The organism is Micromonospora sp. NPDC048842, from assembly GCF_040649935.1.
Classification (GTDB): Bacteria; Actinomycetota; Actinomycetes; order Mycobacteriales; family Micromonosporaceae; genus Micromonospora; species Micromonospora hortensis.
This window is the reverse complement of sequence record NZ_JBEZGK010000011.1, coordinates 37757-60885: the sequence shown is the minus strand read 5'-3', so window position 1 is coordinate 60885 and position 23129 is coordinate 37757. Positions and strand designations below refer to the sequence as shown.

Genomic DNA, 23129 nt, shown 5'->3' with positions numbered 1-23129 from the left:
GGCTGCTAGCGACGAGAACGGCGCTTCATCGCCTCCCCGGCGAACGTACGTAGACCCGCCGAATGGCCGGTGCTGCTGACCGCCAGTGCGACAGCGTCATCGATCGCGCGCGCGACCTCGCTGCTCCGTTTGGTCAGCAGCTGGCGCCCCAGCACCTGAAGCCGCTCGATGTCCGCCGCTGCGACATCCGGTAGAGCGAGTCGCCGGAGGTCCGTCGCCTCGACCTTGAGCGCGCCGCCGCCGAGCACGGTGCAGGTCGCTTCGAGGTTGGCCCAGACCCAGCTGGAGTGCAAGAGGGCTAGCAGGGCGTCAGCCGGCAGAGCACCCGATGCTGTGGGCCACAACGTCGAGAAGTTCGCGTCGACGACCGCTCCCGCACTGTTGGCGTAGGGTGTTGGCTGCCCAGCACAGACCCGGCCTAGGAACAGCTCTGGGCGGTGCCGCGGTGCCAACTCCGGCAGCTGATACCAGAAGGCGGTCGGGTGACCCGATCGGTCGACTTTGCTGTTCGGCGCTACTGCCGCCAGATCCGGGAAGAGCTTGGTCGGATCCTTGTCGGAGAACGGGGTCTGACTAACCTCGGTGATCCACCGTGTGACGGCTGCGGGCAGGGCCAGAACACCGCCCCCCGCTGCACCCATCCGGCGCTTGTCCTGTGCCGTAGCCCAGCCGCGGAGGTAGAGGATACGTGACGGCAGCGGCTCGCCTGTCGCGATGTCGAGGTCGCCGCCTAGATCGCTCTGTCGGCGAACGGCCGGCAGCAGGCACTCCGACGGAATCGGCAGGGCCTTAGTACTCCAGCGGCTGGCGGGGCGCGCCAAGCCGCCGACGATGGTCACGTAGAAGAAGTCGTTGGCCCCGGTACGGAGCCCCTGCCCTACCCGCCATCCGTACGACTCAAGAGTTCGAGTCGCGACGTCCGCCGTGCTGACGCCGAGCGCGGCCGCAACCAGCATCGGGACATTACCCGCCTGGCCGGCGGCAGCTACCACCAGATCACGCTCGATGTGGGCAGTGAGACCTGTAGTGACATCGACCGAGTGGGTCGCAGTGACCCGGCCAAGAGCCACTGCAACCGCCGCCTCGGAGCGCAGCGAACCCCGCAAATCACCCTGGGTGTCGAGCTGCGCTGTGGCTCGAGCGTGTACGACCGAACTGCTGCCCGAGGGAAGACCGAGTGCTCGCCGTCGCGCCACCACCAGGTGCGTTCGTACCTGGGCATCTGGGAACCAGGACGCATCGCCGTCCTCAACGATGAACTCGACATCGAAGATCTCGTCCAGAAGTTCACGGACAGGCTGAGCGTAGTTGCGGCTCAGCCAGGCCTGTGGCGCTACAACCGCCAGTACACCGTCCTCTCGAACCAACGAAGCGCTCAGGATCCAAGCCGGCACAGCGATATCCGCCGTACCCGGGTAGGCGTGTGCGGCTTGAAGTAGCCGAGCCTGGATGTCCGTCGGAAGGCCCTGCCTCGACAGGATCGCTCGCACCAGTCCGTCGCGGACGTCGCTGCCTGACGGAATCCGAATGCCCTCGACCTCCCCTTTGGACTGGTAGCGGATGTAGGGCGGGTTTGTGATGACGAGATCGAACTGCTCCGGCGGCAGCGTCGCCGAAAATGCGTCACCTAGAACCAGCTCGGCGCCAGGGACATCCTCTAGTGCTGCCTTGGCTTCGGCCAGCGCCAGAGGATCGAGTTCCAGGCCGACTAGCCGATGATTAGCAGCCCCGACCTGAATGCACGAGACCAGCAGGTCTGCCGACCCGACCATTGGATCGATAATCGTTTTCGCTGAGCCGGCATCGGCGAGCGCGGCGAGCAGCCGGCCCACTCGTCGACCAGTAAAGTACTGACCCAGTTGCTTCTTGCGGGCTGCGTCCTGCAGTTCCAAGGCGGTCAAGCCAACCCCTGGACTTGATAGACGGCCCGAGCATCCATGGTGATGGGAACGCCATTGACGAGCGCCCTGCCGATGAGTTCCGAGTAGTTGTGATGCTGCTCACGAGTCGTGGGCGGCGTCGCAGATGACTGGCTGCTGTGAGCGACCAGGATCAGCTCGTCCATGGTGGCCGTCGACGGCGGAAGCTCCGCGGAAGGCAGCCGCTTGGAGACTCGAAGCAGCGGGTCGCCACTGACCGCGATGTGGCCGTTCACCTGTTTGAAGCTGGCCTGCGTCTTGTCCAGGATGCTGGCCGCCGTGACTGCCAGACCGGCGTCGGACAGACTGGCTTCGAGTGCCCGCCACACCGCCGCCTGCGACGAGTGGAACACCAGCGTGGCGTCAGCGGTCGGCTTCATGACACGGGAGACTTCGGAGAACACTGCGGTCAGCAGAGCTTGGTACTCGCTAACCCCCTTGCCCTGTGCAGGCGAGATGATCGCCTCGTCTTCGGTCTGCGTCGTCTGACCTAGCCAGAGCTCGTTGAGCTGGTTGATCTCCGAATACGGGATGTAGGCGCCGAAAGGCGGATCCGTGAAGACGTAGTCCACCGATTCACCCGCCAGGTGCAGATCGGCGCTGCTCCCGGTCACGATCTCCACCTGGCCCGACAGGCCGTGCAGGAGTTCGAAGGCTGCGGCGAAAGTGGTGATTTTGCGGCGTACGCCGATGAAGACGTTCTTCTCGACCGGCAGCCCACTGACGTACATGACACCGGACTGTGCGCCTGTGACGACGAAGTCCGACGAGTTCTTCTTGAGCACAACCCGAGTCATGAGCGTCGAGTGAGCGGCGTTGTACGAAAGCAGCAGCAGGCGCAGTGCTTCACGCAGCTCTTCGGGCTCATCCTCGATCAGCTGCCATAAGGTCGCGAGGGCGCGGAAGTTGCGTGATGTGTAAAGGTGATGCAGGTGCGTCATGCCTTGGTGGTATCCGCTGCGGTGCAGATCCCCCCACTGCAGCTTTACGATCGGCGCACACTCGGGCAACGGACGTTGCAGCGAGTCCGCCTCTGCCGCGCTGTCGGCCGCTTCTGCTTCTCGGCTCCAATTGCCCGCCGAGGACTTGCCATATACCTTCCAAGGCACCCGGCGACGCCGTTTCGTCATCTTGCCGGTCCACGGGTCGCGCACCGATTCCAGCACACGCACCCAGTCGTCCGGCGAACCCTTGTGCCCGCAAACGCAGGTGAATCGGTCATCGAAACGCAGGGGCTTGTAGCGCACGCGCGTGGCGGCGTAGGTCGTCTCGGCGCCGCATCTTGGGCAGGTGACGACATCGCTCCAAATGATCTGGCGCACCGTTCCGGCCTCACCGCTCGGGCTCTCGGCGGCGTACAGCGACGGCTCGAGCTTCTCGGCAGCATCCACCAGCCGCTTGGCTGCAGCCTTGAACGCCGCGGGCTCGGGGGCATGCGTCATGACCCGCGCCAGCAGGGTCCCAATCTCCGCCAGCTCGTAGACAGTGGCGTTGCGCGCACCCCAGACAGGCTCGAGCCCGCGCTTTGCAGCAAGCTGCACCATCCGATCCGTCGGCCGCTCGCAGAGCAGCGCGGCGATACCGGTCGTGCCGGAGCCGCCGAACACATCGAGGACGCGGTCGCCCGGGTTGGTGTGGCATGCGATAAAAAGAGCCACGCTCTCGGCTGAGATCTTCGTCGGGTACGAGAAGGCGTTGTAGAGCGCACCAGTCCGGTCTGCTGGTAGCGGCTCCGCGTAGAGCGCTTCGAGTCGGTCAGCGCTCATGAGGCCTTCTTCTGCTCATGGTCCGCCCGGGAGCGCCCGGTCGGACGGATGCGAATCTCTGTGCGGTCCGCGGCAAGGGCGAACTGAAGCTCGCTACCCGCGTCAAGCTCCAGCGCGCGTAGTAACTCAATGGGGATGCAGACCTGGCGCACCTTCGTCAGAATGCGCGGCCCGTACCAGACCACCTCGTCCGCAGCCATGCGGCACACCCTATCATAGCTATTAACTCCAATACTTCTATTAGCCGTCACGGCACCTGCTTGTCTCCGGTAGCAGCCCAGGGCCGGTCGCGTCGGCGATGGGCAAGCCGAGTCCGCCGCGTGGTGTCGGCACCGCTGGGGGACGCGCGCTTCGGTGGCCGCACGTTCCCACCGGCGCGCGGCCTCTTGTTCACCGTCACAAGCGCCTCGTCGGTCACGCGCGTGCAACACCACACGATCTGTAGGGCCACGAATTCGCAGGTCCAGCATGACCTGGACCGGTCCAGGCGACCGGTCTTTCTGGCGGTACGGGCCGGTCGAAGAAGCCAACTGGGGCGATCTCGCCATGAGCTGCTTGACCTGGCCCTCAAGTTGTCGCCCAGCAGATGCCGTCGCTACGGAGCGATACGGCCGGGCAGCCCGTTACAAAGGCCGGCGAATTCGTTGATCTACTCACGCGCGCTTGAGCAAACTCCAGAGACAGGCTCATCGCCCAATGGAGCCCGGAGCAGCAGCGAGTTCACCGGGGTGTCGACCTGCCTCAGAGATATTCGTCGGCTAGCGAGCAGAGGTGTAGGACACCCGGATACTTGGTGGCTTGGTCGGTGTGTGCGTGGGCTCGGCGTAGTAGCGATACCAGGGTTGCGAGGGCTGTGGGGTCGTCGTCGGGCTGCTGGTGGGCGACACAGATCTCCAGGGGCACCGGGTTCGACGCTTGGACCGAAAAGTTGGTGTGGATGTCGGGATCGAGCTTCGTGCGGCCGTGTGGAGTCTGCATCTGGTCCGACTTGGGGTTGACGGAGTAGTAGACGCGTTCGCTGGCGCGGAACAGCCCGCTGACCCTGGGGTGGTGCTTGTCGAGGTCGTGGGCGAAGCCGCGGGGGACTTCCATGGTGCTCGAGCGGTCTCGGACGCGGACGATGCGCAGGCCCGGTGTCTTGTCCGGTCCGATGGTCTCGGGGAGGTCGGTGTCGTCTTCGATGTCGACGCCGGGCAGGATCAGCTGGTCGGGGCGCAGGTGCTTGTCCTGCATCCAGTCCCAGCCCCAGTTCCGGAATCCGGCAGCTCTAACCATGACAATGCGGTCGTGGGTTGCCGAGTCGGCGGCGCCGCCGACACCCAGGACGTTGACGAGGAAGGCTGCCAGGATCTGCTTCTGCTGCCTGCCGGGGCCGATGCGTCCTTTGCCGTCGGCGAGGAGGGCGGGTAGGTCGGCGTAGGGCACCGTGTGGGAGGGACTGCCGTCTGCGCCGGGGAGGTAGGCGGTTGCGGTGCCGTCGGGTTGTTGGCGAATGACCATCGGGATGCAGGTAGGGCCGTCGTGGTGGAGCCAGACCCCGACCTGCTCGATGTCGGGCAGTCCGACGGGCATCTGGTGGGGACCGAAACGGCCGAGCTGGCGAAGGCAGTCGGTGATAGCCGACGCCACGCGCAGGATGGTGCCGGCCCCGAACCGGGTGCCGGGGTAGGGCTCGGGCTTCTTCCGTTTGGCGTTCTCGGGCCAGGTCTTCGGCTCGGTGAACAGCTGGGCTGGTCGCAGGCACTGCAGGCGCCGGTTGGTGCGGGCGAAGGCCTTCTTCAGGCCGGGTTTCGGGTCGATGAGCCTGGCTCGTTGGAAGAAGGCAGCGTCCTGCAGTTCGACGATGGCCCCCAGTCGGTCAGCGCTTCCGCCGAGGACCTCCCGTGCAAGCCGGTTAATGTGCAGCTGGAGCAAGGAGTCGTCGGTCTTCTTCTTGTCCGGGTCGGGCTGGACGCCGACGCCGACCTCGGCACCGTTGCGCAGGCGGACGGTGATGTTGAGGTCGCCGGCGAAACGGATCACGCTGTTGTCACTCGGGTCGGACGCGGGCGCGAGGCCGAAATGGTGCTCCAGGGTCGCGAGTACGGCCTCGCGAGTGATGTCGCTCTGCGTCCACAGTTCGATGGTGTACGTGGTGTTCGGGTCGAACGCGGCTTTGATCTTGCGGGTGGCGCGGGAGCCGACACGCTCGAGGTCGAGCAGCGGCCGGATCCCGCGCCGGGCGATGAGACCACGCAGCCTGTCGTGGACGTCGAAATGGTCTCCTGGGACCAGGCCGGTGTTGGCAGCGTGGACGAGCGTCTTGGCTCGTCTGGATTCCTTGCCGTCGACGTCCATGCCGGGTGCGGCGTCGGCATCCGCCGCTTGGCTCTTGGTGCCTTCGCTGTACAGGAAGTAGGCGCGGATGGCCCGTTCGTCGAGCAGGTCGGCGGCTGCCGCCGGATCGGCGAGGGTCTTCTGCGGGTCGGGGAACGAGAGTTGGGTGAGCTTCGCGAGGGCGCGGGCCAGGCCGGGGCTCCACTGCCACTGCCAGCCGCCGCCGGGGATCCGCATCTGCCGTGCCGGCGCGGACAGCAGGGTGTGGGGTTCGTCGTCGCGGCCGAGGAAGCCTTGGGGGCCGTGCAGCCAGATGGTGGCCGAGGTGGGGCCTTTGCCTCGGGATGGCACATAGGCCACGGGCATGAGGGGGAAGCGGCTGATGCTGACGTCGGCGTGGATGCGCGGTACGGGGAAGTTGGGTGCCGTCTCCACGTGAAAGTCGATCTTGGCGGTGACGAGTCCGGGGCCGGCGCGGTCGTCGTCGGTTCGCTGGGGCGGCCAGAGGACGGCGCTGCGCCGGCCGTCGCTTCTGGGTGGCCCGAGGATGAAGTCGCGCCGGGCCTTGCCGAGCAGGTCGAGTTTCTGGTCGACGACCTCTTTGGCGAGGAACGAGGGCAGCATCTGGTAGACGTGCGGGGCCACCGCGGCGGTGCCGTTGGCGCGGACGGCGTATTCGAGGAGATTGAAGCAGCGGCGGTCGAAGACGAGGTCGGCCGGCTTGAGCATCTGGTACCAGTCGACCTGGTCGGTGATCTCGGTGGTGGCCCAGCTGGCGATCGCGTCGGTGACCACGTACGTGTCGATGCCGGGGAACGCGACGATGAAGTCGTCCGACCTCAGGTCCCAGTTGACGTACATGATCGCCGGGTCGATGCCGCAGATGAGCTCTTTGAGGCTGCTGGTGGGCAGCGAGTGCCCAGGACGGCCGAACGGCCTCGCGCGCCATTGCTTGTCGAGTTCGGTGAACCAGGTGGCGGGCATCGCCGCGACGTCGCACTCCACGTCCCAGCGGGCGCCTGGCTCGATGTCGAACGCGAGCAGGCGCAGGTGGTCGCCGGTGGTCCTGCGGGGCGGCTTGGCCGTGTTCTCGCTGGTCTCGGTGTCGGTCACCGGGGGGTCCTCCTCGATCCCAGGGGCTCGTTGGTGCGGACCAGGTGGCCCATCAGGCCCCACACGGCGGTGTTGACGGCGTGCTCTCGCAGGCGGTGCTGGCTCACGCCGTCGGCGGGCGTGGCCAGCAGTTGTCCAAGGTACTGGTCCGTGGCCACGACGATGCTGGTACGCGCCGTGTCCGCGGCTTTCTCCTCGGGGTCGGCGAGTCGTTCAGCGAAGGCCGCGTCGCACAGCAGCACGGTGGTCGGCTGGTTGCCCCGGATGCTGCGTCCGATGGTCTGGCTCATGGGGACGAGGTTGTTGGCGACGAAGACGCGCCGGTCCTGCGGGTCGAGGGCGCGGAACTGGATGGGGCGGCCAATGGCGTCGAACCAGACCTTGCGAGCGGTGGAGCGGAGCTGCTTCACGAGGCTGCCGACTTCGCCAGGCTCTGCGGCCGGCGGCCGTTGAAGGTGGTCCATCGCCAGCTGGCTCACCAGTGACAGGGGGAAGGCCAGGTCGAATGGCGGCGGGTGGGAGCGGGTCAGGTAGATGACGGCGCCGAGGGCGGCGGTGTCGTTGGCGTTGAGGATGTTGTAGCCGCGCTGGATCGACATCTCGGCGGCGACGAGGATGTCCTCCTCGCCCGTGCCGAAGCGCGCGACGAGACGGCGTTGGATGCCGCCGACGCCGGGGTCGGCGGCGTCGGGTACGACGATCCGCGCGCTGAGCTGGGGCACCCGGGCGTTGATATGGTCGCCGACGGTGCGTGCCTCGTCGCCGGAGAGGACCACGAACAGAATCTTGCGCCGGTCTTCGGGAAGCTTCGCCCGCAGCTCGTCGACGAGGCTGCGCGGCCGGCCGTCGACGGGCTGGCACAGCGCGGTGACCAGCAGCCGCAGGGCATCGTGGCGCTGGCTGCCGGTCTTTCCCGACACAAAGATCGGGTCGGCGCCGTTCCGCTGGGCTTTGACCGCCATGTGGGATTGGCGCAGGGCGGTCTCGTCCTCGGGGGGTGGGCGCAGCACGGCCGTGGGCTCGATGGGGATGTGGTAGAACGACGAGCCGGGCGCCCAGCTGGTGGCAGAGGTCAGCACCACGTGGGGGCCCTGCACGCCCTCGCACGCGAGGAGGTCGTGCGCGTGGTGCAGCAGCCACCGGCCGACACCGTGGACCCATAGCAGCTGCAGCGACGCGCCGCCGTTGCGACTGTCGGCCCACCGCAGGGCGAGGATGTTGCCCATCGGAGCCTCGGGCACGAGCGGCCGGTAGTCGCGTGGAGGCTGGTCGGCCCAGAAGGTTTCCTCGTCGGGCAGTTGCAGGTGCTCCCGCACCGATGGGTACATCGTCGTCATCGAGAAGAACGTCGTGGTGATGCGGCCGGCGCAGATCGCCGCCTCGACGACCAGGCGCAGCGGGCCGCGACGCTGGTTGAACCATTCGCGGCGCACGTGCCCTGCCTCGATGTTCGGTTCCAGCCACCGGTCGAGCCAGCCGTCGATGGCCAGCGCCACCGCAGCGTCCGTCCGCGGCTGACGGGTCACCTGGGCGACGACCTCGTCGAGGCTGTGCGGCTGCTCGCTCAGCGGGCTCTCCGCGAACTCCTGCAGCTCCTGGCGGTAGAAGTCGTCGGCGAGGTCCTCGACGCGCTTGTCCCCCTCGCCGCGCGAGGGCAGCCCGAACAGGGTCCGGGCGACGCGGCGCAACAGCGAGTGCGCCGTGAACGGCGCGTCGCCGAGCAACTCCTTCAGCCGCTGTCCGGAAGGCGACAGGGCCAGCCGGTTCAGGACGAAGACCGCGTTCTGGTGGATCTGCAGCTGCGTGTGCCAGCGGTCGACCTCGTCATCGGCCGCCGGCGCCATGCTCTGGTTGTCCAGGGCGGCGTTGGTGTACTGGACCATCCGGTGCGTCCAGCCCTTGCCCGCGGCCACCAAGGGCTCGGTCTGCACGAACCGGGAGTCCAGCACCTGCTGGACCGCGTCCGCCTCGTCGATGACGAGCAGGTCGGTGTGCGGCTGGAAGGCCTCGAACCAGCGCATGGACGCGTCAGCCGGTTCCGCGCGGCTGGCGATGAGGCACTGCGCGGTGGTGACCCAGACCTGCGCGTTGGCGATCTCGCGGTGAGCCTTCTGCGCCGGACAGATCGACAGCAGCGGGCAGTCGTAGGTGGCCGGCTCGTCTGCCTCGGCGTCGCGGAGCTTGCCGTGGCACGGGAACTCGTTCGGCTCCAGCGGCTTCCAGTCGGGGTTGGCCGAGCGCCGGAAGGGTTCGAGCAGGCAGGAGGCGTTGGCGTAGGCGGCAGCCGGGTCGGCAGGGTTGTCGTCGTCGGGCACGAGGACGGGAGATTCCTCGATCGCGGAGCGCCAGTACCGTGCGGCGTGCTCGGCTCGATTACTTCGCCCGATCAAGGGCACGGCGTCGATGCCGATCGACCGGAGAAACGACACCTTGGCGTAGACGTCACCGACCGAGCCCAGGACCATCCCGACCCGGTTGCCGTGCTTCAGCACCCGGTTGACCGCCAACACGTCGGTGAGGGTGGTCTTGCCCGAGTTCATGAGCCCGACGATGTGGGAGACGCCGTCGAGGACGAACGTCTCGGGTCTGTCGACCAGGCCGGGGCCGTTGCGGTCGACGGAGCTGAAGCGCATGTTCTCCGTCAGGCGCTTGTGCCAGTTCCGGTTCGTGATGTGGGGCTTGCCGACGAGCCTGCGGTCGATCTCCTTCGCCGTCTCCAGCAGTTCCTTCTCGAACGACACCGTCCAGGGTTCCCGAGAGCGGCGGGGCACGAGGGGAAGCCGCGCGACGAGCGGGGCCGGCGGCAGCATCGACGGCAGGTGGATCACCTCGACGCCGTCTCCGACGCGGAACTCGTACCGCCGCCCGGCCGGTGCCGGCGGCCGTGGCGGGGTCAGCCTGTACTGCAGCGGGTCAGCCAGCGCCGCTTCGTACGTCGCCACGCGGTCCTGGCACAGCGCCGAGCCCGCGACGGTGAACACCGTGTTGTCGTTGACCTGCCCGTCCGCCACATCCGTGCGGGCGAAGCGCCGCCATTCCTGCGGCACCCGCAGGTAGTGGTTGAGCAGCCTGCGCCAGTAGCCGCGCCGTGCCACGTCACCCATGCGGTGCCGCATCCGCCGGCACGCCGCCACGAGCTCGGGCGGCAGGTCGACGTACCCGGACAGCAGCGGCTGCAGCGCCCCCACCGGCTCGCCCGGGAAGTGCTTCGTCAGGAAGTGCAACCCCAGCTCAACCCGGCAGAACGCGTCCCGAGCCATCACCGCCTCCGGGAACTGCTCCCGGCGCATCTGCTTCATCAAGCTGTCGCGCCACGACGAGGTCTCTCTCACGCGGCCAACTCCTTCACCCGCTCCTTGACCCGAGCCACCAGCTGGTTCTCGTCGATCACGCGCACGCCCGCGATCCGCCCGTCGAGTTCGGCCTCCAGGTCGCTGATGTAGCCCGGCTGCACCGCCCGGTGAGCGGGAAGCGCCAGGTACCGCCGGTCGCACGCCGGTGCCTGCGGCCAGGTGAAGCCCCGGCCCAACAGCCGCGCGCTGACCTGGTCCTTAGCGTCCACGCCCCAGGTCTCGGCAACCTCCGGCACGCCACTCGCGCCTGGGCGCAGGAACTCGATCAGCACGTCCAGCGCGTCTACTCCCGGGTACGGCGTAACCCTGACCGTCTGCGCCAGCGAGTCGGCCGACAGCGCGTCGATGATCCGCGCCTCCACCAGGCCCGGGTCGTGGATGTACTTGCGCGTCGCCCGGTGCTGCTCGTAGACCACTGCCATCGGCACGGCCGTCCACGTCTCCGGTGAACCCCCGGGACAACCTGCGGTCGCGCAGCACGCCGATGGATCGGCCAGCACGTTGCGGCACGAAGGGCACAGGATGTACGCCTGCGGCTCCCGGGCGGGCCTCGAGTGGTAGGCGAGGTTGATCAGCCGGTGGACGTGCGTCTGTCCGCTGTTATCCGTCGCCGGGAAGCGCCGCTCAAGGCCGCGGACCTCCCGGTCGGCGACGACCGCGTGGTCGATGAGGTAGCGCCGCAGCACCGCGTACGCCTCCCCGATCTCATCGTCCGAGGAGCCGTTCGCAGCCGCGGCATCCCGCAGTGCCAGGTGCACCTGGTTCTCAATCCACTCGGCCTCCACGTCGTGCCGCGCGAGCCGAGAACCCTGCACCGCGAACTCGGACAGGTCACCGTCGGCCAACAGACTGTTCTGCAGGTCAGTGATCGACAGGTCAAGCTGCACAGGCCAAGTCGCTAGCGGCTGCGCACAGAGCTCCAACAGGGCGAGGTCGCTGTCGAGCGGCTGCAGACCCTGGTCGGCGAAACGCCACCACAGACGCGAGAAGCCCACCCGCCACGGAGCCGGCAACAACCCCGCCTCCTTCGCCGCCCCGCCCGCCGCCTGTCTCCTCCGCTGAACGATGCCGGCCAGTCCAGCGGACAACATCATCACCGTCAGGTAGTCGTCATCCGGGGTCCGAACCCGTCCGAGATGCCCGCCAACGATTGGTGCCTGAGCATGAACGTTCATTGAAGCCGTTCCTCACAGCTAAAGTCCGACCCGGTTCTCCCCGTGCAAGGGGCGGCTCCAGTAGACACCCCACCCCTGACACTCTCGGGGCCTACACGCCCGCGGCTTCCCGTTCGGCCGCCCGAGACGGCACCGGGGAACCTCAGGCCGTTCGGCGGCTGGCTCCATGTCGGACCCTGCTGATTCACTTGGTCGCGACTAACTGACGAAAGAGACGTGGAGTGACCGATCAGCCGGACGAACCGTGGCGGCAGCACCCGAGCCTGCTGCGGGTTGCCGCGTGGATCCCGGCCGCCGACGAGAATCTGCAGCGGTGGGAGGAACTCGAGCAGATTGCGGTGCAGTGGATCGAGGAGCAGGCTGCCGCCGACGGGGTTACCCCGGTGGTGTTCTACAACGCGGCGAAGGCGCACGGGGGCCCTGGCCCGGTCCCCCGGCTGGCGAACCGCTACCGGTTCAGCCACCCGCTCGACCGAAACCGGCCACGTGGTGCTGTGGTGGCGTTCCACCCAGACGCCCGGTCGCTGCGCCAAGCGGCTGACCTGGCACGCGAATCGGCGCTGGTGGTCCTGGAGAGCGCGATGACGCCGCTGGCCGGATGGGCTGCCGGGACCCGGGCAGAGGACCTGTCTGGGTTGTATCCGCAGGTGCCGGTGCTGGACCCGGAGGCGCAAAAGGCCCTCGACCGGGCCGTGCTCTTCGGCGGGCACAACAACTGGACCGGAAGTCACGAGCGTGAGCACGCCCGCAAGGTTTTGGACGCCGTGCTGCGCGGCGGGCTGATCGACGTCGACACCGCCGTGGGGTATGCGCTGGCACACGCCGGGGTCTCGGAGGTGGGCGCGAAGAAACTCCGCAGCAGCCTGGAACGCAAGAGGCGGTAGTTCCACCCCGGGGAGACAGAGCAGATGAAAGGTACCGAGCCGGCTTCACGCGCCGAGGCCGACGCGCAGCTGCGTGACGGAGCCGAGCGCCTCGTCCGGGCCCAGCTGATGACCCGGGAGGATCAGGACTTCGCGCGCAGCCAGAAGAGCATGATCGGCCAGACGATGCGGGAGTACGGCGGCCGCTTCCTGTTCGAGCTGATCCAGAACGGGTACGACGCGCAGCCGCCGGACGCCGGCAGCGGGCGCATCGCGGTGGTGCTGGCGCGCGGCGAGGGTACACACGGCACTCTCTACGTCGCCAACACCGGGCGCGGGTTCACCGCCAGCAACGCCCGGCGGATCCGCTCACTCGGGCTGAGCGACAAGCCGATCGGCGAGGGTATCGGCAACAAGGGTGTCGGCTTCAAGAGCGTGCTCCAGATATGCGCGACTCCGGAGATTTACAGCACGCTGGACAGCGGAGATCCGGGGTTTTGCTTCCGGTTTGCTACCGAGGACGACGTGCCAGGGCTGGTCGGCGCAGATCCGGTGCTCACTCAGCAGATCATCGACGAGGTTTCGCTCTACAGCATCACGTTGCCAGCCGAGGGAACGCCCGCTCGGGTGGCTACGCTCTGGGCCGACGGCTATGCCACCGTGGTGCGGCTGCCGCTCGACGAGGGCGCCGTCGATGCGGTGGCCGAGCGCCTCGACGAGCTCGAAGCGTCAGAGGTGCCGCTCACGCTGTTCCTGAAGCGGCTGGAAAGTGTCACTGTCCGGAGAGAGGACGGTTCTGCCAGCGAAGAGCGGGTGCTGACCCGGGTACGCGGCAGCGCGCCGGTGGCGGCCGATGACTTCACCTGCGACCTTGTGACGATGGACGAGGACGGCACATATCTGGTGCTGTCTCGGCGGGTCGATCCGGCCGCCTACCGGCGTGCGGTACAGGAAGCGATCGACCGGCGTCAGCTCGACCCCAGGTATGCCGAGTCGACGGCGGCGGTCGAAGTCTCGGTCGCGGTGCCGTACGGGGCTGCGGACGCGCACGTCGGCCGGTGTTACACCTTCCTGCCGATGGGCCGTAAGGCGCCGTCGCCGTTCGCGGGGCACCTCAACGCGCCGTTCTTCACCGACCTGTCCCGCACGGACATCGACGAGACGAACCCGCTGAACCGGCTGCTGCTCACCTCGGCGGCGGAACTCTGCCTCGACGCGGCCGAGGCACTCACCGGCTGGCCGGACGACGCCGCCCCTGCGGCTGTACTCGATCTTTTGTGCTGGGACGACGAACGTCTGGGCCTGCTCACCTCTCGCGCCGAGGAGCAGGGCCGGCCGCTGGGCGAGCGTCCGCTATTGCCCGCGCAGGCAGCCGGCCGCTGGCTCACACCAGCTGCGGCATGGCGCTGGCCCGTACCCGACACAGGGATGCTGACCGCAGCGTTTGCGACAGCAGCCAGCGGCGCCGAGTTCCTGCGGGAAATGCCGATGCGCCGGCAGGCGCGGCTGAGGAGCCTGCTGTCGCGGCTCGGACTTGACGTGACGCCGGAGCCGGAGCGTCTGGCCGGCTGGGTCGAGCAGATGATGGCGGTGATGCAGCGCCACCGCCGGCCGATCAGCGACTGGGACCAGGCCTACGCGGACATCGCGCGCCTCTTCGAGAAGGCGCCCGAGGTGTTGCGGGCGCGGCGCATTCTGCTGACCGACTCGGAAGAGCTCGCGCCGTGCGCCGGCCGGCGGGCCGGCGAGACATCCGCGAGCCGGGAGGCCGCGCCGTTCTTCCCGCCGACGACCCAGCGGATCGCCGACGAGGACGACGTCGACCCCGGCGCCGACCTGTCGCTGCCAGCGAGTCTGTCCAGCCGGCTGTTCTATTTGCACGGCGATCTGACCTGGCACGTCAACCGGCAACAGACCCCGGCGCGCAAGTTCCTGCAGGAGAATCGGCTCGTGCGCGGCTTCGAGACGCGGGGCATCCTCGAACACATCCGTGCCGTGCTCGCCGACAGCCGCGCGCAGCGGGTCGCCCGGGACGCGCTGACGTTCGTCTTTAACCTGAGCCGCAGCGGTGCCCGCATCAAGACCGACCTGGCCGCCTTGGGCCTGCGACTGCCGACTGCGAACGGCGTTTGGATGGCCGCCGGGGACTGTCTGTTCTCGTCCGACTGGCCGGGTACCACCGGCAAGGAGCTGTCCGCGATCGCGGCCATTCCAGAGGACCGATCGGCCGAGCTGTACTCGCTCGCGGGCCGGTTGCTGGCACCTCCGGCGCAGGTCATGCGAGCTGGCGACCCTGTTGCCGACTGGGTTGCCTTCCTGCGGCGCATCGGCGTTGGCGAGGTGGTGCCGCTCAGGTCTGTATCCGACGGGCGCGGGATCTACGGCAGCAACCTGACCCGCGATCGGCTTTCGGCCGTGCCCGGGCTGCCCGATCCGGTCCGCAACCAGTGGGCGAAGGTCCTGCCGACGACGTCCGCTGCATGGTATCCGTCCACCCCCTACGTGGTGAAAAGCCCGCTCTGGTGGATGCCGGGACAGGCCGACTGGGAACGGCTGACCGACCGGGTGCGCTCGCACCTGGCACGGCAGATCCTGCGCGGACTCAAGGGCGCCTGGTCGGCCGACGCCCTGACAACCGTCTGGGAACGCGACCGGCCCGGCGACAAGAACCCGCAACGGCGGTGCACGCCGCTCGGCGCGTTCCTGCGTACGGTGGCCTGGTTGCCGACGCAACGACCCGGCCAGAGCGGCGGGGCTTTCGCGACGCCGGCCGAGTGCTGGACGTTTCCGGTTCGCAGTGACGACGTGCCGCCGCGGTTCGCGACGCTGCTCGCAAAGCCGATGCGGGATCTGCTCGACGACGACCCGGTGGCGCTGCGGCGGCTGACCGAGCTGGGTCTGGGCGTGTGGGGCCGGGACGCCGATGCCCCGCGCCTGGTGCGCCACCTGGGCGCGCTCTTTCACGCCGGCGCGGTTACCGAGATGCACGCGGCGCAGTTCCACAACACGTACCGGGCGGCGTGGGCGGCCTGTGCCGCCCATGGCGCCGAGGTGGAGCCGTTCCCGCCGGACACCCGGGGCTACCTCGTTGTCGACGTCGGCGGCTCGTCGACAGCCCTGCCGCTCGAGCCGGCCAGTGGCGACCAGGAGCCGCCCGACGTGGTAGTCGCGTCGCGGGACGACGAGCAGAGCCTGCTCCGGCTGATGGCCGACTTCGGGTGGCGGGTCCTCGAGGTAGACGCGCATCCGGAGACGGTCACCGCCATCTTGCGCCGCCGCCTCGTCGACCGGGTTTCACGTGCCAGCGGCGTCACGCCGGTCGTGCTGCTGGACGGACACGAGTTCGGCCCGCCGGCCGTCGCCGGCGCCCGACCGATCGTCGGCATCCTGCCGTGGCTGCCGCTGTTCGTGGCGACGCTGCTCGAACACCAGCGCAGCCAGTTCAGCCGCCTCGGTCAGCGGGCGTTCGACGACACACTCGACGCGTTGCGGCGGGTGCGGGTCGCCTTCGCTGGCACGGTCGAGGTGCGCCTCGGCGAGGAAACCCGGCGGCTCCCGGACCGGCTGCACGGGGTGCTGCCGATGCCGCACGCCGCGCATCCCAACCTGATCGTCGAGGGTACCGAGACGGAGCTAGGCTGGGACATGCTGGAGGCGATGGCGGAGCCGCTGGCATACCTCATCGGCCGGCGGGACTACGCCCGCACCTTCCGGTGGGCCGCAGAGCGGACCCGGCGGGTCGGCGTTCCCGTCGCCCAGCTCGCCGACGACGACGTGGCCGAGATATGCGACGTCACGGCCGAGAACGTCCAGACGATGGCGCGCCGTATCCAGTCCTCTTTGCGGCCCCTACTACGTAGGCTCTATCCCGTCGTCGCGCATTACCTGGACGCCGAGTCAGCCGCGCCGTTCGCCCCCGACTCACCGTCGATGGAAAGCGAACAGGAGGCACGAGACCGGCTTACTGCGCTGGCCGACCGACTCGACCACGAGCCGGACGAGCTGTTTGCCGCCGCGCTCGACGCTCCGACGCTCGCGGCGCTCCAGCAGCAGCTGAAGATACCCGTACGCGAACTCAACGCCACCCTGTCCGGCATGGGCGGGCGCTATCCGCTCATCGACTACGGCGCGCAGCACTCCGAGGACTTCGCCGACTACGTACGCCACCATCGCGACTCCCTGCTTGACCGGCTGCGCTGGCATCGGTGGGACCGCTTCGCGGCCGGCGACCCCCAGCCGGACTGGCCCCAGCTCCGGCGGGTTGAGTTGCTCGCCCCGGACCCGGAGTGGGGCACCACCGTCGACGTCCTCGCGACCGATCTCATGGCGGCGCGCGTCGAGGAGGAACTCACGGCGCGGCTGGGCGAACAGCCGCCAGAAAGCGGCCCCCCTCTGCCGCGCCGCAGCGACTGCGCCAAGGCCAACGCCGAGCTGGTCGACACCGCCGCCGGCAGGCTGGCCAAGCTCGTGCGCGCCTGGCTCGAACGGCACAGCCGCCCGGTCCCCGCGCCGTGGACAGACGAGGCGTCGGCAGGCCCGGCGCTGCGCGCAACGCTCGACTCGGCCGGCGCGCTCGACTTCGCCATGCTGACGCTTCCGGACGTGCTCCGCTGGCTGCAAACGCTCGGCGTCTGGCCGACGGACATGCCCGCGACCGACGACGTTGACGCGCTTGGTCTCACCCCCGACGACCTCGACCGCCAGAAAGCCGAGGAGCGGCAGCAACGCGCCGAACGGGAACGGCAGCGGCGGACCGTGAACATCGACGACAAGCCATTCGACCTGGACGACGGCTTCACCCCGCTACGCGCGGCTCTCGACAATTCGCTGGACCGAACACCCGCGTTCCTGGCCACTCCACGCAGGTTCACAGGCCTCAAGGAAACCGACGCCCGGTCCGGCCCCGGCGGCCGGATCGCGGGTGGCGGCTTCGGCGGCGGTGGGTTCGCGTCCGAGCTGTCGAGCCTGCAAAAGCTGGGGGTGGGTTTCGCTGGCGAGTGGTTCGCTTATCGATGGCTGGAGCGGCAGTACGGTGCCGACTTCAGCCCGGAATGCTGGGTGTCGGGATACCGTGAGCGGATCTACCCCGGCACCGGTGACGACAGCCTGGGCTGGGATTTTCAAGTCCCCGGCCGGCGCGGCACCTGGTACTACGAGGTCAAGACCACCCTCGCCGAGGGCGGTCGAATCGAGCTGGGCGAGACTCAGGTCATTGCGGCGCAGGAGAACGCCCGGAACCGGCGGTGGCGGCTCCTAGTGATCACCAACGTCATGAATGAGAACCGCCAAATCCGTATGCTCCCGAACCCGTTCGACCCGGCAAGCCGCGGCCGGTATCGCTTCGTCGGCCAGGGTCTGCGTCTGGAGTACCGCTGGTCGTGACCGCCGGCACGGCAGCGGTGGTCGCCAAGCTGGAGTGGCGAAAGAGACGTTACAGGGTTCGTAGGTCGGCTTGCGGGCCACGCCAACGCCCGCTTATCCAGATCGGAGGGCGACCACCGTCGCTGCCCGCTCAACGCGAGGACAACATCGCGGTCCATGCCGCGCGGGGGTGTTCACCACCAGCGGCGCCTGACCTTGATCTCGCGTACGGGTATCTCAGAGGGGTGCAGGGGGCGTTCGACGACGGGACGGATCGTGTGGGGTGTGACGCGGTCACGCTCGTGCTCCTCGGCGAACCGGGCGGCCTGTTCGTGTTCGCCGAGGTTGTCCAGGGCCTTGAGGAGGTCAGTTATCAGGATGTCGAGGCGGTGGGTTTCGGCTTCGGCGGCGAGGAACCGTTCGTGGTGGGTGACTGCGCGGTGACCGCACCACTGGCGTAGTAGTTCGTGACGGGGTCGGTCGTGGCGGCGGTACCAGTCGTACTCCCATTCCGGTGTCGTCGACCGGCTGTCGCGGCCGACGCGATGCTCATCGCCGAACTTGCATTTGTGGCGGGACTGGGCTTCCTGCTCGATGACGAGGTCGAGGACCTGGATCGGACGGGCACGGCACGCGGCCTCGACCAGTTGGAGGGTGCCGGCCGGCGACAGGATGGTCCGGCCGTCGTGGTCGAACCATTCAGCCGAGGCGAGGATGTCGTCGATCGGGCCGCCGATGATCTCGCTCAGCCGGGCCCTGTCGTGGATGTCGGTGGCGCATGACACCGGGGACCAGAGCAGCTCGGCTACGCCATCGCTGATCAAGAGGCCGAAGACCTCCTCGACGCAGGCCTCCTCTGTACGGTCGAGGCTCAGATCGTCGATGCGTTGCCAGTTCGCCATCAGCGCGTCGAAGGTCCCGACCTCGTTCCACGGCACCCGCAGCCGCGACCCGGGGACCTTCTCCACCCGTTCGTCGGGGTCGTCGAGGAATCTGATCTCGAGCCGGGCGCTGGTCTTCTTCGGCTCGACGGCCAGGATGCGGACACGTTCGGACGATGCGTCATCCGACTGCCGGTACGCCCATTCGTCACCGACGGTGAAGCGGGAGGGGTCGATTCTCATCCAGCCGTCCTTCGGGTAAGCGTCGCTTGTTGGCGTAGTACCGGGTCGTGCTGGCGGTTCGCGCCGCGATGGCGGCAGGTCCCGGCGCAGGCTCGTGCGCATCCGGCCGGTGTGTGGTGGCGGTTGAGGTGCGGACGCACTTCAGGCGCCGCGGTCGAGCAGCCCGTGGTGCCAGGATTCCGCCTGTCGGCGGATGCCGGCGTGGGCCTGCCGGTCGTGATGAGGGCGGTGCTCCTTGCGTGGCCCGTGAGGGCTCCAGTCACCTAGGAACGGGCGCAGGTCGTCGGGTCCGGGTCCGGGTTCGGGTTCGGGGTCGTAGTCGATGTCAGCCAGCACACGGGGACTGCGGATGGGGTCGATCCGGTCGGCGGCGGCCCTGCCCCACGCGACCCAGCTGGCGAGGTACCCGCCGGCGCCGGTCCGCTCCTCGGCCGCTTGTTCAAGGGCGGTGCAGAACGCGCGGATGTCAGCTGCGGTGGTCCACGCCTGGTAGGCGTTGCGGAAGGTTTCCGCGCGGATGTTGTCCGCGGCCCGGACGCGGGCGTCGGCCATCGCGGCGTGCCATTGCGCGAGGGTGGCCTCCTCCTGCCGTCTGCGCTCGGCCGCGGCTTCCTCCTGCCGCCGCCGGTGCTCGGCCGCGGCCTTCTCCCTCGCGACTTCGGCTGCCCGCCGTTGCTGTTCGTCGGCGGTGACGCCAGCCTCGAACCCTTGGACGATCTGTGCGACGCGTTGTTCCAGACGTCCGCGTGCGGTGTCGGTCCAGGTGTCCCGGTTGTCGTGGCCGGCCCGGGCGATCTCCAAGCGGAGCCTGCCGGAGTCGACGACGTCGAACTCCGCGGGTTTCATCCACGGCCGCAGGCGCAGCACCTTCAGCTCCTCGGCGGTGGGTTCGTGCGGGACCTGGTCGCGTTCCTCGGTCAGGGTGACCGTGCGTCGGACCTGCCCGGCCTGGAGGAACACCCGCGGGTGTTTCGCCTTGGTGTTGACCCCGAGCCGGTGCCCACGCCGGGCCGCCTCGCCGGCGAGCTGCCGGATCAGCAGCAACGCCCGGGGCAGTAGGTCCGGGCTGACGGCGAGGCTGGTCGGATCGGCTTCGAGGGCGCTGAACGCCAGATGCGGGTCGGTGGTGACACGTCGGGTGTTGAGCCGGATCCGGTTCCAGTCGGTCTCGTCCGGACCGGCATCGGTGTACAGGCGGATGACGATGTCGCCGGCGTCGCGGCCAGTGTGGCGCAGATGGTGACCCGATGGCACAAGTCCCTGCTGCTTGAACGCGTGAATGGTTCGGCGGTACCGGGCCCGCGTTCCACTGTCAGGACTCTCGATACGGACCATGCCGCCCTCGTGCTGTAAACGGTCGAGCAGTTCGCGAGCCGATCGCAGCAGTTCCGCCGACGAAGCGCCGCCGGCGATGCCGCCGGGTGCCGGCGTCTCGGACCGCGGGAGGAGAGCACGGTGGTCGGGATGATCGGGATGGTGGCCATACTCAAGGTAGAAGCGACCGGCGTCGGTCGAGGACGCCCTCCACACCCCTGCCTTGCGTGTCACCGTCACCAGGTTCCGGTCTTGGAGCGCACGCGCCGACCGGCGGCGCTCGACGCCGTCCGGGCCGCTGAGGTCATCGCCGCCGTGGATACGGCGAAGCAGGTCGAGCTGCCGCTCATTGAGCGAATCCCATCGCTGCATCAGCCGACAGTAAGGGGCACGGCGTACTCGATGGAGCTGGACACGGCCGTATATAGCAGCGCGGTCCAAAGAACGAACCGAACTGTCGGCTCCGCCTGAAACTGACCCTTGGTTTCGGAACCGCCCGAACAGAGGGGCCAAGGTTGAACCCGCATTGACACCGAACAGGATCCGGCTGTCTGCGAACTACGAGCCTGTAGGCGGGTGGCCCCTCGACTCTTTGGCCGGGAGAAGCGGCCGGGCTCGTCGTGCGCGATCAGGCTGTGCGGTGTGATGAGCGGTGCAACGCTGGTTGCGAGTGCAGCGCCGACTTCTGCGGTGGAGGTGGTCCGAAGTGGAGCACGAGCGCCTTGGTGCCGCGGCATCTGGACACCCCGGACAGCCGGTCGAGTTGGGCTGCTGCGTCGCTGCACGACGCCTGCTGCCGCCGGGACCTGGCGACGGAGCCCGCCCGGCCGGCCGGAGCTGCTGTCAATCGTCGGGTCCGAGGAACCCGAACCCGGACGCCAGGTACCGCAGTGTGTGCTCGACGAGGTCGTCGACCTCGGCGACGGTGAGGTCCAACGGCGTGGTCACCGTCGCCGACATCCACGGACTGAGCTGCTCGGGTGGGCTGCCCCAGTCGGCGAGATCAAGCATGTCGAGCAGCCCGACGACCCGTCCGCCAGGCGGCGACGCCCACGGCCGTTCAGTGCCCAGGTGCACTTCGACACGGCTCGGTCCGGCGGGTGTGGCGGCGTCGGGGTGCGGGGTGGCAGCGAGCGGCAGAGACTGGGACGCGGCCAGCCACGCAGCGGTCAGGTAGCGGTGCAGGTCGGCCGGGTTTAGCCGGTGAGGCAGGTCGACCGGCGGGGCGTCCGGGCCGGTGACGTGCTCGGGTAGGGCGGTGAAGTCGATCCGCAGGTCGACGATGCTCACGACGGTGTCACGCAGCCCGTCGGGCAGCTGAAACCGCGCCCACACTCCGAGCGCTGGACGGCCCTCGGTACCAGGGACGAGCCGGCGGTAGCTGGCGAAGCGCCGGTTGTTGTAGCCCTCGGCCTCGGGCGTCCGGTCCCAGTCACCGCCGGCGTCGAGCCCGAACCGGGCGGCGAGCGCGGCGATGACCTCGTTGAGCGGTCCTTCGCGCAGCGCGGCGCGCAGCCGCCGCCGTCCGTCGCCGTCAATCGCGAACGCTGCGTTGTCGGCCCAGCGCATTGTGGCGGCGCACCGGAGCCGCAGGTCCATCATGTCGCCGCCGGCGGTGTGCCAATCGCGGGTCATGCCGACGTCGAAACTGGACGCCGTTTGCGGCTTCCACCGCCAGCCGCCGCCGGGGTCACGGACCAGGCGGCCAGCCTTCCAGTCGCCGCCGTCGAGGAGCACCTCGTCAGCGTCGGTGGATAACAGCGGCGGAGTGTCCGCGGTGACGACCGGGTAGCCGACCGAGGACAGCTGCCCGGCACCGGCAGCGGCGCGGATGGTGTCCCACAGTGCGGCGGTGACCGCGACCGCCGGTCGGCCGCGCCCGGCGCAGATCACCGCCTCGCCGCCGACCGGTACGTCAGATGTCTTGCTGGATGGGGCGGTGAAGTGCTGTACCCAGCCGGGTCCGTCGTCGTACACCTCGCTGCTCGGCTCGCCCAGCACAGCCGCACCACCGGCGGCCCGGTACGCCGCCTCGAACGCCCGACGACAGCCGGGCTCGCCTTGGCCGATCGTGAACCGGCCGCCGGCCAGGGCGGCGTGGACATCATCGAGCGTGTCGATCGCCTTGACCAGCACCTGACCCGGCGAAATGAACTCGGCGAAGCGTGCCGCGACATCGGGATAGGCGTCGAGGAACGCGGAGAGCTTGTTGGCGTCCCACAGGTCCCAGCCCTTCAGGCCGAGCCGGTCGGCGTAGCCGGCCAGCAGGGTCCGGACCCGGTCGATGCCGCCGCGCCGCGCGACGCTGGTCAGCCGCACGTTCGTCGTGACGATCAGGTACTGCGGGACGCGGCCGTCGCTGACCCGTTTGCGGGCGGGATCGGCCCACAGGTCCAGCTCGCGGATGATCGTGCGGCTCAGCCAGTCCGCGTCGTTGCGCCCGACGTCGTGCTGGCGGCACTTGGCCTGCAGTATGCCGTAGCCGTCCCAGCCGCTGCTGCTGGTCGGGTACGGCACCGGGCCGTCGAACGCGGCTTCCCGGCCGCCGTCCGGTCCAGGACCGAAGACCTGCAGGCCAGGCCCAAGCACGTGCACTGCCAACGCCCGGCACAGGTCCTCGAACCGCCGTTCGTCGATCCGGGTCAGGTCGTATGTCACCGCACCATCATCCGGCACAGATGCGGCAGCTCCTGAGGGCGACGCGGGTAGGACCGCGCCGCAGACAAGCGCGCCATTGACAGCCGCCGCACCGGATCGGGTGAACACCGGCCCGGGCCGACGGCGTCCGCACGTTGCTGCCGATGGCCCGAGCGGCGGCGCTCATT

At 68.8% G+C, this 23129-nt stretch carries 11 protein-coding genes; 2 read left to right on the top strand and 9 right to left on the bottom strand.

Features of this window, described 5'->3' with window-relative positions; translation table 11 throughout:
* Positions 1–5: 5 nt before the first annotated feature.
* From AB0C19_RS17560 to AB0C19_RS17535, 6 genes are all read right to left on the bottom strand, one after another.
* Positions 6–1901 carry an N-6 DNA methylase gene (locus tag AB0C19_RS17560; protein WP_357186092.1) on the bottom strand — a complete coding sequence of 632 codons (1896 nt, stop codon included), beginning with the start codon at positions 1899–1901 and terminating at the stop codon, positions 6–8.
* Positions 1898–3685, bottom strand: a complete 1788-nt coding sequence (locus AB0C19_RS17555; RefSeq protein ID WP_357186089.1) for a DNA methyltransferase — start codon at positions 3683–3685, stop codon at positions 1898–1900. The genes AB0C19_RS17560 and AB0C19_RS17555 overlap by 4 nt, the downstream gene beginning before the upstream one ends.
* Positions 3682–3885, bottom strand: coding sequence for a hypothetical protein (locus tag AB0C19_RS17550; RefSeq protein ID WP_357186086.1), 204 nt, complete (start codon positions 3883–3885; stop codon positions 3682–3684). Before AB0C19_RS17550 ends, AB0C19_RS17555 begins: the two co-directional genes overlap by 4 nt.
* Before the next feature lie 541 nt (positions 3886–4426).
* Positions 4427–7114, bottom strand: coding sequence for an RNaseH domain-containing protein (locus AB0C19_RS17545; protein ID WP_357186083.1), 2688 nt, complete (start codon positions 7112–7114; stop codon positions 4427–4429).
* Positions 7111–10446: a hypothetical protein gene (locus AB0C19_RS17540; RefSeq protein WP_357186080.1), complete on the bottom strand. Its 3336-nt coding sequence runs from the start codon at positions 10444–10446 to the stop codon at positions 7111–7113. Before AB0C19_RS17540 ends, AB0C19_RS17545 begins: the two co-directional genes overlap by 4 nt.
* Positions 10443–11354, bottom strand: coding sequence for a hypothetical protein (locus AB0C19_RS17535; protein ID WP_357186077.1), 912 nt, complete (start codon positions 11352–11354; stop codon positions 10443–10445). Before AB0C19_RS17535 ends, AB0C19_RS17540 begins: the two co-directional genes overlap by 4 nt.
* Before the next feature lie 509 nt (positions 11355–11863).
* Between AB0C19_RS17535 and AB0C19_RS17530 the strand changes: the two genes are divergently transcribed.
* Together AB0C19_RS17530 and AB0C19_RS17525 are read left to right on the top strand one after the other, a co-directional pair.
* Entirely contained in the window at positions 11864–12526 is a 663-nt protein-coding gene (locus AB0C19_RS17530) for a hypothetical protein (protein ID WP_357186074.1), read from the top strand.
* 24 nt (positions 12527–12550) lie between these two features.
* Positions 12551–17887, top strand: coding sequence for an ATP-binding protein (locus tag AB0C19_RS17525; RefSeq protein WP_357186071.1), 5337 nt, complete (start codon positions 12551–12553; stop codon positions 17885–17887).
* A gap of 173 nt (positions 17888–18060) precedes the next feature.
* Here the strand turns inward: AB0C19_RS17525 and AB0C19_RS17520 are convergent, their stop codons facing one another.
* From AB0C19_RS17520 to AB0C19_RS17510, 3 genes are all read right to left on the bottom strand, one after another.
* Complete coding sequence (locus AB0C19_RS17520) at positions 18061–18990, bottom strand: hypothetical protein (protein WP_357186069.1); 930 nt, start codon at positions 18988–18990, stop codon at positions 18061–18063.
* Positions 18991–19131: 141 nt separating this feature from the next.
* Entirely contained in the window at positions 19132–20817 is a 1686-nt protein-coding gene (locus AB0C19_RS17515) for a hypothetical protein (protein WP_357186066.1), read from the bottom strand.
* A gap of 330 nt (positions 20818–21147) precedes the next feature.
* Positions 21148–22962: a hypothetical protein gene (locus AB0C19_RS17510; protein WP_357186063.1), complete on the bottom strand. Its 1815-nt coding sequence runs from the start codon at positions 22960–22962 to the stop codon at positions 21148–21150.
* Between the last annotated feature and the right edge of the window lie 167 nt (positions 22963–23129).

Bases quoted from the DNA above. Each gene is read 5' to 3' on its own strand.
- AB0C19_RS17555 (WP_357186089.1), bottom strand. From the start codon at position 3,685: ATGAGCGCTGACCGACTCGAAGCGCTCTACGCGGAGCCGCTACCAGCA.
- AB0C19_RS17550 (WP_357186086.1), bottom strand. From the start codon at position 3,885: ATGGCTGCGGACGAGGTGGTCTGGTACGGGCCGCGCATTCTGACGAAG.
- AB0C19_RS17525 (WP_357186071.1), top strand. From the start codon at position 12,551: ATGAAAGGTACCGAGCCGGCTTCACGCGCCGAGGCCGACGCGCAGCTG.
- AB0C19_RS17520 (WP_357186069.1), bottom strand. From the start codon at position 18,990: ATGAGAATCGACCCCTCCCGCTTCACCGTCGGTGACGAATGGGCGTAC.